Source organism: Lutimaribacter pacificus (assembly GCF_900142185.1).
GTDB lineage: Bacteria > Pseudomonadota > Alphaproteobacteria > Rhodobacterales > Rhodobacteraceae > Lutimaribacter > Lutimaribacter pacificus.
This window is the reverse complement of the sequence record NZ_FQZZ01000001.1, coordinates 175,916-192,258: the sequence shown is the minus strand read 5'-3', so window position 1 is coordinate 192,258 and position 16,343 is coordinate 175,916. Positions and strand designations below refer to the sequence as shown.

Genomic DNA, 16,343 nt, shown 5'->3' with positions numbered 1-16,343 from the left:
CCGGTCCCGCCCCCGTCAGCCCGGCGGCGGGCACAGGAATTTGCACCCCTCGGCCCAGGCGGCGACCTGGTCGTAATTCCCGACGCTGTCGGCCAGCCGGTCGCTGGTCATCTTCCGAAAAAAATCCTGCCCGGGAAAGAAATGATCGACCCCGAGAAAGTCATAGACCCGCGCCAGAACGCCGTTGCGGTCGGCCAGCAATTCCTCGTAGCTCAGCACCATGCGCGGCTGGATATCGCCGTGCCGCAGCAGGAACGCGTCGATCCGCAACTCTTCGCGGACGATGAATTCGGCCCGCTCGGACATCGCGCCGGGCCCGATCACGATGGGCCCAAGGTCGAACCCGTCCGCCTGCGCGATGTTGTAAAGCCCCTTCTGCCGCACCAGCTCATCCGCGCGCAGCGACGATACCGTCTGTTTCAGAAGGTCGCGCCGGTGCAGGCGGATCACCGCGATTTCGTTGTCCACGAGGTAGCGGGCAAATTCGTCCTGATGCGCCTCGTCCACGGCGCGCAGCTTGGTCTTCAGCCCGACATATTGCGCCGCGCCGGGATGGCTTTCGGCGGAAAAGAACCCGTCCAGGAAATCCTTTTGCGCGCCCCAGCCCTGGTGGCTGAGATCCGACAGAACCTCGCCCAGGAAGGTGCCGACGGGCGAGCGGTCCAGCAGCGTGCTCAGGTGGCTGCTGCCGCAGCGGCCTTCGAAAAGAATGATCGCCCGTTTCAAACCTTCGTGCCTTCTTGCCAGTTGCGGCGCGCGTCGCCGGATGCCCCCTGCTACCGCATCGGGCGAGCGCACACAACCTTAACTTGCTTTTCACGAAAGTCACTCGCGCCAGACGTCACCACACGAACACCCCGTCCGCGCCGATATCCGACAGCAGCGTATCGGTCAGCAGCACCTCCACCCCCCGGTCCGAGAACAGCACGTCGTTGCCCTGCTGGCTCATCCGCGCCAGCGCGTCCTCTGCCCCGTCATAGCCGAAATCGCCGAAACGCAGCACGTCCCACGCCTCGAACCCGGCGATGGTGTGGTGGCCCTGGGCGTCGATGTCGAACACGAACTCGTCCGAGAACATGCCGCCGAACAGCAGGTTGCGCCCCGCGCCCGGTTCCAGCCGGTCGTCGGCGGCAGCGCTGCGCATCCACCCGGTCAGCGGCCCGGCGGTGGCGGCGCGGAACTCGGGGCTCTGGGCGAACCCCGCGACCACCTCGGCGCGGTCGCGCGCGCCGCTTTCCAGTTGCCCCGCCCAGTATCCCACCTCCTGCGTGGCCGGCGTGCGGCCCAGCACGTTGAGGTAAAGCTGCGTCACGAACGCCTCGTCCCCCAGCGCGCCGTATTTCCCGCGAAACTCGGGCGAGGCCATGAAGCCCCCGATCACCTCGCCCAGCGCCACGCCCGAGGCCAGCTCGCCCGCCCAGTAGGACAGGCCGCCCAGGTTCGGCGCGCGGTCCAGCACCGCCTGGTAGAGCCGGAACACATCGTCGCTCCATTCCATCGCGCGGGCGGTGCTGCCATGGCCAAGGGTATCCAGAAAGGTGTTGTGGTGGAACTCGGGGCTTTCGGCGAAATCCGCCACCACCACCGCCCGGTCGCGCGCGCCGCTTTGCAATTGCCCCGCCCAATAGGCGACCTCGGCCGCGCCGGGATCGCGGCCCAGCACGTTCTGATAGAGCAGCGTGACGAACCCCGCATCGTCCAGCCCGCCATAGGCCGCCCGGAACTCGGGCGAGGCGACAAAGCCGCGCGCCACATCCGGCAGGCGCGCGCCATCCTGCAAGGCAGCCACCCAGCCCAGCAGCCCGGCCTGATCCGGCGCGCGATCCAGCACCGCCTGGTAAAGCCGCACCACCCGCCCGGCATTCACGTCGAACCACGCATCGCCCGGATCGCCCAGCAGCACGTCGTCGCCCCCCGCCCCGCGCAGCGTGTCGGCCCCGCCAAGGCCAGTCAGCACCTCGCCCGCCGGGCCCGCCATCGGCAGCGTGCCGCCGGGCCCGTCATCGGAAACCGAGCCCTGGGGGTCGGGCGGCGGGCCGACGATATGCCACAGATCGACCAGATGCGCCGAGGTCAGCATCTCGGGCCGCAGCATCCCCGCTCCGCGCAGCTCGATCTCTTCGCCGGCGGCGGTGATCAGCAGCCCGGCCCCCGCCTGCGCGATATCCACCGACTCGCGGCCATGGATCAGGCCCAGCGTCGACAGGTCCAGCCGGTCCCGCGCGGGGTCGAAATCCATCACCACGTCGCGCTGCCCGTCCCTGACGAACACGAACACATCCGCGCCCGCGCCGCCCCACATCGTATCCGATCCCGCCCCGTCCATCAGGATATCGTCGCCGCCCTGCCCGTGCAGCAGGTCGCCCCCCGCGCCGCCCGCCAGCAGGTCGTTGCGCCCGTCGCCCGACAGCATGTCGCCCGCCGGGCCTGCCAGCCGCGGCGGGGCCAACTCGCCGGTTTCGATGGCAAGGACGGTCACGCCGTCAGCCTCCTGCCCGCTGGCAAAGACCATGATCCGCCCGTCCACCACGCCCACCGCCAGCGCCGGCACGTTGGCAAGGCTGGTGGCCGGCCCGTCCGCGACCGTGGCGTGGTGCAGCAACCGCCCGCCCGGCAGCAGTTCCAGCAGCGACAGCCCGTCATCCGCCCCGCCCGCCAGCACGAAGACCCGCTCCGACACGGCAACGGTGTCCAGAACCGTGATGTTCTGGAACCGCGTCTTCATATCGTCCCCGACCTGGTCGCGCAGCACCGGCACGCCATCGCGCATCTCCAGCACCGAGATCGAGCTGGTGCCATGCGCGCCGAGCAGCACGTAATCGCGCCCCGCCAGTTCGACCACCTCCAGCAGGTGCGGCACCGCCACCGGCAATCCCTGCGCGGGGTCCACCATTGCCACCGCCTCCAGCCGGTCGCCCGCGATCCGGTAGCTGGCCAGCGTGGCCGTATCGGGCGACAGCGCCAGCAGATAATCCGCGCCGCCCTGCGTCACCGTGGCCAGCGCGGCAACCGTATCCCCGACCGCCTGCCGCGCCACCTCGACCGGCCGGTCCTGCGCATCCGCGTGCCACAGCGTCAGTTCGGGCCGGTCCATCGCGGCGGTGACATAGACACGGCCCGCCGCGCCGTCGGTTTCCGCCAGCGCCGTTATCCGCCCGGTCCCGAACACGAAGGAACCCAGCAGGCTCAGCGCCCCCGCCCCGTCGAACCCGAAGGCCTGCACGCCCGGCCCGTTCTGCCCGTAAAGCCACAGCACATCCTGACCCATGTAACGCCCGCTGCCCAGCTCCGGGCGCAGGCCCGGCACCGGATCGTCCAGCCGGTCGCGCTGGAACACCGTGCGCGGCGCATCGGCCACGTCCCAGACCTGCACACCGGTGCCGGACAGCTGGTAAAGCTGCACCGATCCGCCGGACTGCCGCAAATACAGGTCGTCGATCCCCGACAGGAACCGCTCTGCCCCCGCGCGCCATGTGCCGATCGTCCTGAAATAGGCCACCCCTGACCCCCGTTTCTCTCACTCACCGGGGGCAGGATGGGCGACGGGCGCGACGATGGGCCGGGCAAACCGTGTCGGATTTTGGGCGTTTCGGTAAAATACGACGCTACGCTTTCAGGTTGCGATCAGATTGTGATTGCACGACAAAAGTGCAAACACCCGACGAACCGCCGATGACACCCTTGCCCGTCACCATCTGCCTGTGCACCCGCAACGGCGCCGCGCACCTGCCGGCGCAGCTCGACTCCTACCTTGCGCAGACCCATGAAAACTGGGCGCTCTGGATCAGCGACGATGGCTCGGACGACGCCACGCCGGAGATCCTGCACGCCTTTCGCAAGGCGCATGGGCACCGCCGCGACATCCGCATCCTGCGCGGCCCGCAGCGGGGCGTGGCGGCGAATTACCTGTCGCTGCTGACCCATCCCGACCTGCCGCCCGGCCCGGTGGCGCTGTCCGATCAGGACGATGTGTGGCACCCCGGCAAGCTGTCCCGCGCGCTGGCAGGGATCGGGGCGGCCGGCGGCCCCGTGCTTTACGGCGCGCAGTATCTGTACACCGACGCCGCGCTGCGCGTGACCGGCCATTCGCGCCCGCCGGGGCGTGGCCCGTCCTTCGGCAACGCGCTGGTGCAGAACATCGTCAGCGGCCATAGCGCCATGCTGAACGCCCCGGCGCTGGAGCTGCTGCGCCGGGCGGGGATGCCGGACGGCCTCGCCTTCCATGACTGGTGGCTCTACCAACTGGTGACGGGCGCGGGCGGGCGGGTGATCTGCGACCGGGAAAGGGTGCTGTCCTACCGCCAGCATGGCGCGAACCACCTGGGCGCGCGCCACGGGATACGCGCCGCCGGGACACGGGCGGCGGCGCTGCTGGGGCGGCGCTATGGCGGCTGGGTGGCGGCGCATATCGCGGCACTGAACCGGGCGTCACACCTGCTGACCCCGGAAAGCCGCGCGATCCTGCGGGCGCTTTCCGCCGCCGATACCCCGCGCCATGGCCCGGCGCGCGCCGCGCTGCTGGCGCGCTGCGGCCTGCATCGGCAGACCCGCCCCGAAACGGCGGCGCTTTATCTGGCGGCGCTGCTGGGCCGGGTCTAACCGCCCATGTTGTGGTTGTGATGCGTGATCGCCGCCTCCACATCGTCGTAATAGACCAGCCTGCCCGCCTCCAGCACCGCGCCCGCGTCGCAGAACTGGCGCACCTGCTCCATCGAATGCGTCACCACCACCGCGCCCGCCCGCTCCATCCGGGCGCGGAACACCTCGGCGCTCTTGCGGCGAAAGGCGGCGTCGCCCACCGATGTCACCTCGTCCACCAGATAGGTGTCGAAGGCGATCCCCATCGACACGCCGAACGCCAGGCGCGAGCGCATGCCGGCCGAATAGGTGCGGAACGGCAGCCGGAAATGCGCGCCCAGCTCGGCGAAATCCTCGACGAATGCGGCCAGTTCGTCGGTGTCCACGCCATAGATGCGCCCGACGAACCGCGCGTTCTGCAGCCCCGTCAGCTCCGGGTGGAACGACCCGGCGAACCCCACCGGCCACGAGATCGTGCCGCTGGACAGGATACGCCCCGATGTCGGCTCCATCGTGCCCGCGATCATTCTCAGCAGCGTCGATTTCCCCGCCCCGTTGCGCCCCAGCAGCGCCACCGAACGGCCCGCCGGAAAGCTCAGCGTGATGTCGTCGGCCACCACCTTGCTGCGGCCGTCCAGCGTGAAACGCTTGCTCAGATGTTCGAACCGGATCATTCCCGCCCCTCAGCGCCGGTCCTTCAGCGCATAGATCACCAGAACCGTGCTCGCCCAGCTCAGCGACAAAAACAGCGCCAGCAGCCCCAGCAGCGTCCGGCGTTGCGGATAGCGCGCGGTTTCCGCCCGCGTCGGGTCGATATGCGCGGCAAGATAGCGGCTCTTGCGGCGGGCCTCGGCCCTTGCCGCGTCGAAGGCCGCCAGCGCCGAGGTATAGCTGCGTTCGGCGAACTCGCGCTCGACCACCAGGCTTTCGAACTCGCCCACCACGTCGGCCATGACCATCCCGGGCGCGCCATCGCCGCCAAGGCCCAGCTTGCCGCGCTCGGCGGCGATGCGTTCCTCGATTACCCCCACCCGCCGCTCGGCCTGCAGGATGCGGGGGTCGCCCGGCTTGGTGGTCTGCCCCAGCAGGTCGATCTCGATCAGCGCGGCGGCAAGCTGTTCCTGCAGGGTGCCCAGCAGCCCCGCCTGCGCCTGCAGGTCCATCGCGGGATCGACCAGCTGATTGCGGTTGCGGAACCCGGTCACCGCGCGGCGCGCGCCGGCCAGGCGTTGCTCGGCCTCCTGCAACTCCTCGCGGGCATAGCGGATCGCATCCTCGCGCGCGATGGCGCTCAATTCGTTGATCATCCCGGACGAGCGCGCGAACAGCGCCGCCGCGATGCGCTGCGCATCGCCGGGATCGAAGGCCAGCACCTGCACCTCGATGATGCCGGTGCCGCTGTCATACGAGATTCGCACCATCCGCGCCCAGTGATCCATCAGATCCTCGACCGCCCCCGACGGATCGAAACGAAACCACGGATCGTCCTGCGGTTTCGACCACAACCCGCGCAGGTCGACCTGCGCGTCGATGTCCGAAATCAGCCGCTGGCTTTGCAGGAACTCGTACAGGATATCGGTGTCGGACGAGCTTGACCCCGACAGCTCGGTAATACCGCCCAGCAGCTCCACCGCCGAGCTGGTTTCCTCCTTGCGCACCGAAAACGCCACGGTCGAGGCATATTGATCCGCCGCCACCCGCCACAGATACCACCCGGCGATGCCGGCGGGCAGCAGCACCATCAGCACGAAGCTGGCCAGCACCGCCCTGTGCCGCGCCCGCAACCGCGCCCGCCGCGCCGGCGGGCGGGCGCCCTGCGCCTGCGAATCCGTCACGCTGTGCGACACCATTTCCTCTTGGTTGTTTTCAGTTGAATACTTCTACTATAGATAAACATCACCCAGCGGATTGACCAGCGCAAGATGTCCGATACCACACCGATCCCCCGCACCCGCCCGCGCCGCCTTGCCGGGGTCCGCACGATCCCGGCGCTGATCCTGCGCGAGATGGCCACAACCTATGGCCGCTCGCCCGGCGGCTATCTCTGGGCGGTGCTCGAGCCGGTCGCCGGCATCGCGCTGCTGTCGCTGGTATTCTCGGTCGGCTTCCAGGCTCCGGCGCTGGGGATCAGCTTTCCGATGTTCTATGCCACCGGCATGATCCCCTTTATCTTTTTCACCGATGTGACGGGCAAGCTGGCGCAGGCGATCAACTTTTCCCGCGCGCTGCTGGCCTATCCCTGCGTGACCTTCCTCGACGCGATCCTGGCGCGGTTCCTGCTCAACGCCGCGACGCAGGTTATGGTGGGTTACATCGTGCTGGCCGGGCTGTTGTTCAGCTTCGAGACGCGCGCCGTTCTGAACCCCCACGCGATCATGGCGGCCTATGCCATGCTGGCGGTGCTCAGCTTCGGGGTGGGCACGATCAACTGCTTCCTGATGACCCGGTTTCCGGTCTGGCAACGGGTCTGGTCGGTGGCGATGCGGCCGATGTTCATCGTCTCCTGCATCTTCTTCCTGTTCGAAACCATCCCGCAGCCCTATCGCGATTACCTGTGGTTCAACCCGCTGGTGCATGTCACCGGCATCATGCGGCGCGGCTTTTACCCCAGCTACGACGCCGCCTATGCCTCGCCCGCCTATGTCATCGGGCTGGGGCTGGGGTTGGGCGTGGCGGGGCTGTTGTTCCTGCGGCGCTATCATCGCACACTCATCGACGGCTGAGCGCGGGGCGAGGTGGCGCCGGAGTATTTTCGGAACAGTGAAGCCGCGGGCAAGGCTCATCCCCGGCCCCGTCGCCAGAGCCGGTCCAGTTCGACAAGTGCGGCCAGCACCGGCGCGATGGCGGCATCCCAGTCCGCCACCGGCGCGCGGGCGGTGGGAACCTGTGGCGGGGCTGGCGGCTGCATCCGCAACGCCCCGGCCACCCTGCGCAGCCCGTCCGACAGCGCCGCCAGCAGGCCGGCCATGTCCGCGGGCGCATCCAGCGGCACCGGCCCGGCCCGCAGCCGCGCGTAATACGGCCCCAGCGAACGCCAGCCGGGATCGGCCAGCAACGCCCCGGCCTCGTCTTCGGGCAGCACGTCCAGCAGGCGCGACACCTCGTCCTGCAGCGCGGGCCATGCCGCCTCGGCGAAACGCGGCAGGAACGCCCAGGGGCGCGGCGTGCCGGGCACAAGGCACCACCTGTTGAACACGAATTCGACGGCGCTGGCATGCGGCGAGGGGCGGAACCGGCGATTGCGCAGCAGGAACCCGATCAGCGCGGGCGGCACCGCCCCGTTCACCTGGCCCGAGGGCGGCAGCGTCAGGCCGCAAGCCCCGGCAAAGCCCGCCACGACATCCTGCCCGGCAGGCAACACCCGCAACCGGATCGCCGGCACCGCCGCCCATGCCGCCACCTGGCGCCCGAGGCGGAACCGCGCCCGGTGCAGCCAGTCCTCGGTATTGCGGTTGTGGAACGCCCCGTAATGCCACACGCCCCATTGCCAGTAGGCCGCGTTCAGCCAGTCGAGCGGCGGGCGGACAAAGGCGATGGCATCGACCGGCGCGCCGTCGCCAAGGCCCGGGCGCGCGCCAAAGGCCCGCCCGCGTTCGATCCATCCCTCGCTCGACAGGATCGGCACGACACCGCGCGCCGCGCTGCCCCGCATGGCCGCCTCCAGCCTGCGCCACCAGGTCTCCGCATCCGCGCCCCGCGCCATGTTCGCCCAGTTCGCATAGCCATGGGCCGCCCCCCGCGCCGCCCGGCTCAGCGCCCCGCCGCGCAGGACACCCCGGCCATGGCTGGCAAGGTAGGCGTATCGCCGCCCGTCCGCCCCGCGCAGCTCCGGCGAGGCGCTCAGCGCCATCTGCAGCGCCGAGCTGCCGCATTTCGGCGCGCCGATATGCAGGATCGCGCGGGGCGGCGGCGTCATTGGCGGGCCTCGTGGCGCAGGATCGCATCCAGCATGTCGCCCGCCGGATCGCCGCCGCGCCGCAGCGGCACCACGGCGCCGCGCCCGGCCCGGCGCACCGCCTCGGCCTGCGCGCCCAGCTCGAAGCAAAAGACCGGCAGGCCCGTCGCCACGGCCTCGTGCGTGGCAAAGGAAAACGTCTCGGGCCAGACCGAGGGGATCAGCCAGCAGGTGATGCCGTAGCGCGCCACCAGCCCCGGCAGTTCGTCATGGGTATAGGCGCCGTGCACATGCGCGGGCGAGCGCAGCGCATGGGCCGGGTCCAGATCGCCGATCACCACCAGCCGCGCCCGGCGGCGGCGCGCCATCCCGGCCAGCACGCCCGCGCCCTTGTGCAAACCGATATGGCCCAGAACCCCGATCACCGGCCGGGGCCCGGCGCGCGCGTCGATCCGCGGTATCTGCGCCAGCGGCCGGTGCGGGTTGACCCGCATCCGGCCGGCGGCATCGGGAAACGCCCCGGCCATGATCGCGCGGCTGGCCTCGGAAAACAGCTCTACCCGGTCGGCCGCCGCGATCATCGCGCCCCAACACGCGCGCCACTCGGCCAGCCCGACCACCCGCCCGTCGCGCTGGCGGAACCGGTGCGCGCGGCCCTCGTCGCCGGGCTGCGGCACGCCATCGTAAATCCCGTCCGCCCCCAGCAGCGTATAGGACGGGCTGACCGGCAGGTAATCGTGCACCAGCACCTCCAGCCGATGCGCCGCGCCCCCGGCCAGCGCGTTCAGCAGCGCGGGCACCTCCAGCGGGTCGGCCGCGCCCACCGCGCAGGAATAGACCACCCGCCGCGCCGGCAGGAGCGCAAGGAACGCCCGCACCCCGTCGGCGCTGTCGCAGCCGCCCGCCGTCACGCCCGCGTCCGAATGCAGCTCGATCTGCCAGCGGAGTGCGCCGCCCACGCGCAGCACCACCGCCGCGCCCTTGCCGGCCACGTCGCGCGCCACGCGCCGTTCCAGGTCGCGCTCGGCCCCGCCGCCCATCGCGTGCCCCAGATAGACCGGCACGCGGCCCCGGACCCGCGCCGCCGCCCAGCCCAGCGCCAGCGCCAGCCGTGGCCCGCGCAGCGGATCGGCGCGCAGGAACCCGTCGACCGAGGCGTCGAACCCCGGATAGCGCGCCGACAGGATCGCGCCCGAGGCCCGCAAAAGCGCCTGTTTTTCCGCCCCGAAGGACGCGCCGCCCCGGTGTTCCACGAACAGCCCCGGCAGGCACAGGTGCCGCCCGCCAAGCGCCTGCACCTTTTGGCACCAGTCGACCTCTTCGCCATAGCCGCGCCCGAAGGCCGGGTCGAACCCCGGCACAAGCGCCAGGAAACGCGGCGACAGCGCCATGCAGAACCCCACGCCGGTCGGCGCCGCCACGATCTGCGCGCCGGGATCGAAGCGCCGCGCCACCGCGTCGATCGCATCGCCCTCGCCCGCGCGCAGCGCCGTGGCCCGGCAGGGCACCGGCACCGACAGCAATTCGGCATCGTTCGACATCGGCGTGACGCTCGCCACACCCGTATCCGCCAGCATCGGCGCGACAAGCCGCGCGGCCCAGCCGGCGGGCACCATCGCGTCCGAATTGAGCAGCACCACCGGATCGCCATATCCCCGCGCCACGCCCAGGGCGCGGTTGACGCTGCCGACGAAGCCGAGGTTGCGCGCGTTTTCAAGCAACCGCACCCGCGCGCCCTGCGCCGCCGCCCAGTCACGCAGCCAGGGCCTGACGCGCGGATCGGTCGAGCCATCCTCGACCAGCACCAGCCGCCACGGCAGCTCGGTATGGCGCGCGACCCGCGCCAGCGCCTCCTGCACCATTGCAAAGGCGTTGTGCACCGGCATCACGATGGTGATCGCGGTATCCGCCCGCACCCCGGCGCCGCCCCCGTCCAGGAAACCGGGATCGACCCGCAACACCGCGTCAGGCGGCCCCAGACCCAGCCGCGCCTTCACCTCGGCCCGCGCCGCCGGGTCACGGTGGCGAAACCAGCGCAGCACCGCCGGCAGCGCGCCCGCCCCATCGCGCAGGAACCGCAGCAAAAGCCCGGTACGCGCCAGCCCTCCAGCCGGCCCGGGCCGCGCGTGGCGGGCGGCATAGCGGGCAAACAAGGCTTGGATGCGCCGCAACACGCGGTGACCCCTCCATGACAAGCGGTGCGGATGACGGCACACCGCCGCATGTGACACGCCCAACCGTTAATTTCGGGTTAAAATCTGCGCACCGATCGCCTTTGCGCAAATCGCCCTGTTCCTGCCCGGCACGCTGCAATATTCCTGTCACCATGACCGATCCCGCCGCACAACAATGGCCGCGCATCCGCCCCGCCGGGCTCGACGGGTTGCTCGTCAGCTTCGGCGACCGGCTGTCGGAACCCGCCAACCGCGCGGCGCTGGCCTTTCGCGCGGCGGTCGAGCGCGCGGGCTGGGACGGGGTCGAGGAATGTTCGACCTCGCTGGTCTCGGTCTATCTGCGGCTCGATCCGCTGGCCGCCGATCCCGGCACCATTCGCGCACAGGCCGATGCGCTGCTGGCCGGCCGAAACTGGTACGACGCACCGCTGCCGCAGGGCCGGCGGCTGTGGCGCATCCCCACCGTCTATGGCACCGGCCTTGCCCCGCAACTGCACGAGGCCGCGCAAGAGGCGGGCCTCGGCGTCGATGACGCGATCGCCCACCTGTCCGGCACCCGCCTGCGCGTGCAGACCATCGGCTTCGCCCCCGGCCAGCCCTACCTGGGCGAGCTGCCGCCCGAATGGGACATCCCCCGCCAGACCGCCCTGACCGACAGCGTGCCGGTGGGCGCGCTGACCGTGGCGATCCGGCAGGTCGTGCTGTTCTCGGTCTCGACGCCCACGGGCTGGCGCCATGCGGGCCAGACGGCGATACGGCTTTTCCGCCCCGAAAGCGCCACGCCCTTCATCCTGCGCCCGGGCGACGAGGTGCTGTTCCCGCAGGTTACGCCCGAAGAACTGGAAAACATGCGCAGCGATGCCGACGGCGGCGCAAGGGCCGAGGCGCTGGCATGACCCGCGCGCTGATCGTCCGTCAGGCCGGTCCCGGCCTTTCCCTGCAGGATACCGGGCGGCCCGGCTATCTGGTCTACGGGCTGTCGCGCGGCGGGGCCGCCGACAGGCTGGCCCTGGCCGAGGGCGCGGCGCTGCTGGGCCAGCCGGGCGATCTGGCGGCGCTGGAAATGGCCGGCATGGGCGGCGCGTTCGAGGCCACGCAGACGATCCGCATCGCGCTGACCGGCGCACCGATGCAGGCCGCCATCGACGGCACGGCGGTGACGTGGAACGCCAGCCATACGCTTGCCGCCGGGGCGACACTCACCATCGGCGCGGCACGCGCGGGTGTCTATGGCTACCTGCATGTGGGCGGCGGGTTCGACGGGCCGGTGACGCTGGGATCGCGCAGCGCGCACCTGGCCTCGGGCCTCGGCGCGCGGATCGAAAGCGGCGCCTCCCTGCCGGTCGGCCCCGACAAGGGCGGCGAAACCGGGCTTGCCCTGCCCGTCGATGACCGGTTTTCCGGCGGCACGGTGCGCGTCGTGCCCGGCCCGCAAACCGGGCTGTTCCCCGATGACGAGATCGCCCGTTTCGACGCCACGCAATTCACCCGCGACACTCGCGGCAACCGCATGGGCGTGCGCGTGGTGCCCGATGGCGACGGCTTCGCCCCCGAGGGCGGGCTTTCGGTGCTGTCCGAGGTGATCGTGCCCGGCGATATCCAGATCACCGGCGACGGCACGCCCTTCGTGCTGCTGGCCGAATGCCAGACCACCGGCGGCTATCCCCGCATCGGCGCCGTGCTGCCCTGCGACCTGCCCCGCGTCGCACAGGCCGCCGCGGGCACGGGCCTGCGCTTTCGCTTCGTCACGCCCGGGGACGGGGTGCAGGCCATGAGCCGCGCCAGGGCCCACCGAAAGGCTCTGGCGAAATCCGCCCACCCGCTGCTGCGCGACCCGCACACGATCCGCGACCTGCTGGCCTATCAGCTTATCAGCGGCGTGACGGATGGCGGGCTGTAGGGTGGCGGCCGGGGGCAGCTGCGGGAGAAGCTACCGTTCAAATCACGCACCCCGCCCGGAACAGCCGCGCAGCGGCCCGGGCATCGCACGGCCGCCCCCCGGCCGTGCGATTGGCTGCCGCAAGTGCCACGGTCAGAGGTAGGAAGTGACTGCAAGATAAACTGCCCGTCACAAATGTCGGATCGCCCGACCGCGGCCATGCGACGCCCTCTGTTGCGACTGTCCCCCGGCAAAGGCTGCATCGGCCCAGACCCGACCGCGCGATTTCGCCATCAAACCGCGCGGTTTTCGCGTCAGAGGTATCATGACACCCCATTCGCTGCGTGCGCGACATGGGTTTCCCGTTAGGAACCACGCGATTCCCCGCTGAAACCGCGCGATTTCCGGTCATCTTTCGTTAAAAAGCGCGCGGTTCCGGCCCCAAACCGCGCGGTTTCCCCGCCTTTCAGGCCCGTTCCACCACGACCGAGCCCACCGAATACCCCGCCCCGAACGAACAGATCACCCCCAGGTCGCCGGGCTTCATGTCGTCGGAATGCCTGGCAAAGGCGATGATCGACCCCGCCGACGAGGTGTTGGCATATTCCTGCAGGATATTGGGCTGCTCATCCGGCTCCGGCTCGCGCCCAAGCACCTTGCGGCCCACGAAATCGTTCATGCCCTTGTTGGCCTGGTGCAGCCACATCCGGCGCAGTTGGTCGGGGGAAATCCCTTCATCCTCAAGATGTTGCAGGATATGCGCCGAGACCATCGGCACCACTTCCTTGAACACCTTGCGGCCGTTCTGCATGAACTGCATGTCGCGCCGGTCCGTCATCCCGTCGGGCCGGTTGCGGCGCAGGAAGCCGTTGTTGTTGCGGATGTTGTTGGAAAACTCGGTCGCGCAGCGCGTCGAGCGCACGAGCCAGTGCGCCCCCCTGGCATCCTCCGCCCGCTCCAGCACCGTCGCGGTGGCTACATCCCCGAAAATAAAGTGACAATCCCGATCCCGCCACTCCAGATGCCCGCTGGTAATCTCGGGATTGACCACGATGGCGCGGCGCACCGAGCCGGCGCGGATCATGTCGGCGGCGGCCTGGATTCCGAAGGTGGCCGAGGAGCACGCCACGTTCATGTCGAAGGCGAACCCGCCCGCGCCCAGCTCTTTCTGGATCTCGATGGCGACCGCCGGATAGGCGCGTTCCATATTCGACGCGGCACAGATCACAAGGTCGATATCCGCCCCCGTCAGCCCCGCCTGACCGAGCGCCGTTTTGCACGCCGCGAGCGCGATCTCGGTCATGATGCCGGGTTCGTCGTCGCTGCGCTGGCGGAACCGGGGATACATCCGGGTGGGATCGAGAACGCCTTCTTTATCAAGGACATAGCGTTGCTCGATACCGCTGGCCTTGATGATGAATTCGGTCGAGGAATGCTCCTTCGCCGCGACCTCGCCTGCGGCGATCGCTTCGGCGTTCTCGGCGTTGAACAGGTCGACGTAGCGGTTGAAACTTTCCACAAGCTCGTCATTGGTGATGACCTGGCTTGGCGTGAACACGCCGGTTCCTGTGATCGCAGGCTGATACATGGGGCCCCTCCCTTGTGTCCTGCCACATCATCCAAAGCTGACCAAAAGGTCAAGCCACGCGGTCAGAGCTTGTTGGGCGGTTCGCGGCCCTCGAAAAAGGCGGACAGGTTGTCGAGAACCATCATGCCCATGTCGGTGCGCACCTCTTCGGCGGCGGTGCCGAGATGGGGCAGCAGCACGACGTTTTCCAGCGCGCGCAGCGCCTCGGGCACCTGCGGTTCGAACTCGTAGACATCCAGCCCCGCGCCGCCAATCTGGCCCGCCTGCAGGGCGGCGATCAGCGCCGCCTCGTCCACCACGTCGCCGCGGCTGATATTGACCACATGCGCCGTGGGTTTCATTGCCGCGAACACATCCGCCCCGACCAGGTGCCGGGTCTCGGCCCCGCCCGGCGTGGCGGTCACGAGGATGTCACAGCGCGCCGCCAAATCGGCCAGGTCGGCCACCTGTTTTGCGGGGAAATCCACGTCCTTTTGCGAGCGGTTGAAATACAGCACCTCCATCCCGAATCCGAAATGGCAGCGCCGCGCGATGGCCTGGCCGATCCGGCCCATGCCGACGATGCCGACCGTCTTGCCCGTCACGTGCAGGCCCAGCATCTGCGTGGGGTGCCAGCCCTCCCACGCGCCGGAGCGGACCAGCCTTTCGCCCTCGGCGGCGCGGCGCGCGCTCATCAGGATCAGGGTCATGGCGATGTCGGCGGTGGCGTCGGTCACGGCGCCGGGCGTGTTGGTCACCGTCACGCTGTGGGCGCGGGCGGCATCGACGTCGATATGGTTATACCCCACCCCGAAATTGGCGAGGATCTTGCAGCGCGGGCGACCGAACTCGTTGAAGATATCGGCCGTGAACCGATCGCCCAGCGAGGGCATCATCCCGTCATAGATCGCCAGCCCCGAGCGCATTTCCGAGGGCGTCATCGGCTGGGTCTTTTCCCGCACGGTCACGTCGAACAGATCCTCGGCCCGCGCGATCACCGCGTCGGGCAGGTTCCGTGTCATAAGCACCTTTTTCCTTGCCATCAATGCATCCTGCCGCCCAGCGGCACCTCTTTGTCGGGTGAGATCAGAACGATGCCGCCATCGGGGTCAGAAACCCCCAGCACCAGCACCTCGGACATGAATTTTCCGATCTGGCGCGGCGGGAAATTGACCACGGCCATCACCTGTTTGCCGATCAGGGCGTCGGGCGTGTAATGCGCGGTGATCTGGGCGCTGGTCTTGCGTTCGCCGAGTTCGGGGCCAAAGTCGATCCACATCTTGATCGCGGGCTTGCGCGCCTCGGGGAAGGGTTCGGCGCGCAGCACGCGGCCCACGCGAATATCGACGCGCAGGAAATCGTCGAATGTGATCTCGTCAGCCATCGCGCAGCTCCTTGCTGCGGTCGGTGGCGGCGGCGACGGTCCGGGCCATCAGCGGCGGCAGGCCGGTGGTTTCGTCCATCAGCACCTCAAGCCCCGCCTGCGTGGTGCCGTTGGGGCTGGTGACGTTGACGCGCAGCTGCGCGGGCGTTTCATCCGCCGCCTCGGCCAGCGCACCGGCGCCCGCGACCGTGGCCTTGGCCAGTTGCATCGCCAGCGCGGGAGCCAGCCCCTGCGCCTCGCCCGCGCGGGCCATGCATTCGATCATGTGGAACACATAGGCCGGGCCCGAGCCGGACAGGCCGGTGACCGCGTCCATCTGATCCTCGCCCTCCAGCCGCACGACCTGCCCGACGGCGCGCAGCAATGTCTCGGCCAGGGTCATGTGACCGGCACTGGCGTGGCTGTTGCCGACGATAGCAGTGATCCCGCGCGCCACCGCGGCGGGCGTGTTGGGCATCGCGCGCACGATCGGCGTGGCGGCACCCAGCACCTGTTCGAAATGCGCAATCGGCGTGCCGGCGGCAACCGACACGAACAGCGTATCGCCCCCGCCCAGTGCCTGCAGCGACGGCAGCGCATCGCCCATCATCTGCGGTTTCACGGCGACCAGCACCAGCGCGGGCGCGGCGGGCAGTTTGGCGTTCAGGTGCACACCGGTCTGTTGCAGCCAGTCCGAGGGGTTCGGGTCGATCACCCAGACCGAGGCGGCGGGCACTCCGCCCTTAAGCCACCCTTCCAGCATGGCCGACCCCATCTTGCCGCAGCCCAGCAGAACGAGGCCGCGCCGTTCCAGATCGTCCATGTCCATCGGATGCACCCCCTGCGCGTTTGTCGTTGGGGGAGTGTTACGCCGCCCGCCCCCAAGG

14 protein-coding genes are annotated in these 16,343 nt (G+C 69.6%); 4 read left to right on the top strand and 10 right to left on the bottom strand.

Features of this window, described 5'->3' with window-relative positions:
- Window positions 1-15 precede the first annotated feature (15 nt).
- Both F3H87_RS00930 and F3H87_RS00925 read right to left on the bottom strand, forming a co-directional pair.
- Entirely contained in the window at window positions 16-726 is a 711-nt protein-coding gene (locus F3H87_RS00930; RefSeq protein WP_149786898.1) for a sulfotransferase family protein, read from the bottom strand.
- A gap of 115 nt (window positions 727-841) precedes the next feature.
- Window positions 842-3,499: a DUF4214 domain-containing protein gene (locus tag F3H87_RS00925; RefSeq protein WP_149786899.1), complete on the bottom strand. Its 2,658-nt coding sequence runs from the start codon at window positions 3,497-3,499 to the stop codon at window positions 842-844.
- 173 nt (window positions 3,500-3,672) lie between these two features.
- On the opposite strand from F3H87_RS00925, the gene F3H87_RS00920 reads away from it, so the two are divergent.
- The gene (locus tag F3H87_RS00920; protein ID WP_149786900.1) at window positions 3,673-4,599 is read left to right on the top strand and encodes a glycosyltransferase; all 927 of its coding nucleotides are present in this window, start codon (window positions 3,673-3,675) and stop codon (window positions 4,597-4,599) included.
- On the opposite strand, the gene F3H87_RS00915 is transcribed toward F3H87_RS00920, so the two are convergent.
- A complete protein-coding gene (locus F3H87_RS00915) occupies window positions 4,596-5,252 on the bottom strand; it encodes an ABC transporter ATP-binding protein (RefSeq protein WP_149786901.1) in 657 nt (218 codons plus the stop codon). The genes F3H87_RS00920 and F3H87_RS00915 overlap by 4 nt on opposite strands.
- Before the next feature lie 9 nt (window positions 5,253-5,261).
- On the bottom strand, window positions 5,262-6,413 hold the full coding sequence (locus F3H87_RS00910; protein ID WP_223227932.1) for a hypothetical protein: 1,152 nt from the start codon (window positions 6,411-6,413) through the stop codon (window positions 5,262-5,264).
- A gap of 87 nt (window positions 6,414-6,500) precedes the next feature.
- On the opposite strand from F3H87_RS00910, the gene F3H87_RS00905 reads away from it, so the two are divergent.
- Window positions 6,501-7,301 carry an ABC transporter permease gene (locus F3H87_RS00905; RefSeq protein WP_149786903.1) on the top strand — a complete coding sequence of 267 codons (801 nt, stop codon included), beginning with the start codon at window positions 6,501-6,503 and terminating at the stop codon, window positions 7,299-7,301.
- A 56-nt stretch (window positions 7,302-7,357) separates the two neighbouring features.
- Here the strand turns inward: F3H87_RS00905 and F3H87_RS00900 are convergent, their stop codons facing one another.
- Both F3H87_RS00900 and F3H87_RS00895 read right to left on the bottom strand, forming a co-directional pair.
- Window positions 7,358-8,494, bottom strand: coding sequence for a hypothetical protein (locus F3H87_RS00900; protein ID WP_149786904.1), 1,137 nt, complete (start codon window positions 8,492-8,494; stop codon window positions 7,358-7,360).
- Window positions 8,491-10,647, bottom strand: a complete 2,157-nt coding sequence (locus F3H87_RS00895) for a glycosyltransferase (protein ID WP_149786905.1) — start codon at window positions 10,645-10,647, stop codon at window positions 8,491-8,493. Before F3H87_RS00895 ends, F3H87_RS00900 begins: the two co-directional genes overlap by 4 nt.
- 152 nt (window positions 10,648-10,799) lie before the next feature.
- Between F3H87_RS00895 and F3H87_RS00890 the strand changes: the two genes are divergently transcribed.
- Entirely contained in the window at window positions 10,800-11,543 is a 744-nt protein-coding gene (locus F3H87_RS00890; RefSeq protein ID WP_149786906.1) for a 5-oxoprolinase subunit B family protein, read from the top strand.
- Window positions 11,540-12,547, top strand: coding sequence for a 5-oxoprolinase subunit C family protein (locus F3H87_RS00885; protein ID WP_149786907.1), 1,008 nt, complete (start codon window positions 11,540-11,542; stop codon window positions 12,545-12,547). Before F3H87_RS00890 ends, F3H87_RS00885 begins: the two co-directional genes overlap by 4 nt.
- Window positions 12,548-12,992: 445 nt before the next feature.
- Here F3H87_RS00885 and F3H87_RS00880 read toward each other — a convergent pair whose 3' ends face one another.
- The 4 genes from F3H87_RS00880 to proC all read right to left on the bottom strand — a co-directional run bounded on the left by F3H87_RS00880 (window position 12,993) and on the right by proC (window position 16,285).
- Entirely contained in the window at window positions 12,993-14,114 is a 1,122-nt protein-coding gene (locus F3H87_RS00880) for a beta-ketoacyl-ACP synthase III (protein WP_149786908.1), read from the bottom strand.
- Between the two features lie 62 nt (window positions 14,115-14,176).
- On the bottom strand, window positions 14,177-15,115 hold the full coding sequence (locus F3H87_RS00875; RefSeq protein WP_149786909.1) for a 2-hydroxyacid dehydrogenase: 939 nt from the start codon (window positions 15,113-15,115) through the stop codon (window positions 14,177-14,179).
- A gap of 20 nt (window positions 15,116-15,135) precedes the next feature.
- Window positions 15,136-15,477, bottom strand: a complete 342-nt coding sequence (locus tag F3H87_RS00870) for a tRNA-binding protein (RefSeq protein WP_149786910.1) — start codon at window positions 15,475-15,477, stop codon at window positions 15,136-15,138.
- Window positions 15,470-16,285, bottom strand: coding sequence for a pyrroline-5-carboxylate reductase (gene proC, locus F3H87_RS00865; RefSeq protein ID WP_149786911.1), 816 nt, complete (start codon window positions 16,283-16,285; stop codon window positions 15,470-15,472). The genes F3H87_RS00870 and proC overlap by 8 nt, the downstream gene beginning before the upstream one ends.
- Window positions 16,286-16,343: the final 58 nt, after the last annotated feature.

Bases quoted from the DNA above. Each gene is read 5' to 3' on its own strand.
- F3H87_RS00920 (WP_149786900.1), top strand. From the start codon at position 3,673: ATGACACCCTTGCCCGTCACCATCTGCCTGTGCACCCGCAACGGCGCC.
- F3H87_RS00900 (WP_149786904.1), bottom strand. From the start codon at position 8,494: ATGACGCCGCCGCCCCGCGCGATCCTGCATATCGGCGCGCCGAAATGC.
- F3H87_RS00890 (WP_149786906.1), top strand. From the start codon at position 10,800: ATGACCGATCCCGCCGCACAACAATGGCCGCGCATCCGCCCCGCCGGG.
- F3H87_RS00880 (WP_149786908.1), bottom strand. From the start codon at position 14,114: ATGTATCAGCCTGCGATCACAGGAACCGGCGTGTTCACGCCAAGCCAG.
- F3H87_RS00870 (WP_149786910.1), bottom strand. From the start codon at position 15,477: ATGGCTGACGAGATCACATTCGACGATTTCCTGCGCGTCGATATTCGC.
- F3H87_RS00875 (WP_149786909.1), bottom strand. From the start codon at position 15,115: ATGACACGGAACCTGCCCGACGCGGTGATCGCGCGGGCCGAGGATCTG.
- F3H87_RS00885 (WP_149786907.1), top strand. From the start codon at position 11,540: ATGACCCGCGCGCTGATCGTCCGTCAGGCCGGTCCCGGCCTTTCCCTG.
- F3H87_RS00915 (WP_149786901.1), bottom strand. From the start codon at position 5,252: ATGATCCGGTTCGAACATCTGAGCAAGCGTTTCACGCTGGACGGCCGC.
- proC (WP_149786911.1), bottom strand. From the start codon at position 16,285: ATGGACATGGACGATCTGGAACGGCGCGGCCTCGTTCTGCTGGGCTGC.
- F3H87_RS00905 (WP_149786903.1), top strand. From the start codon at position 6,501: ATGTCCGATACCACACCGATCCCCCGCACCCGCCCGCGCCGCCTTGCC.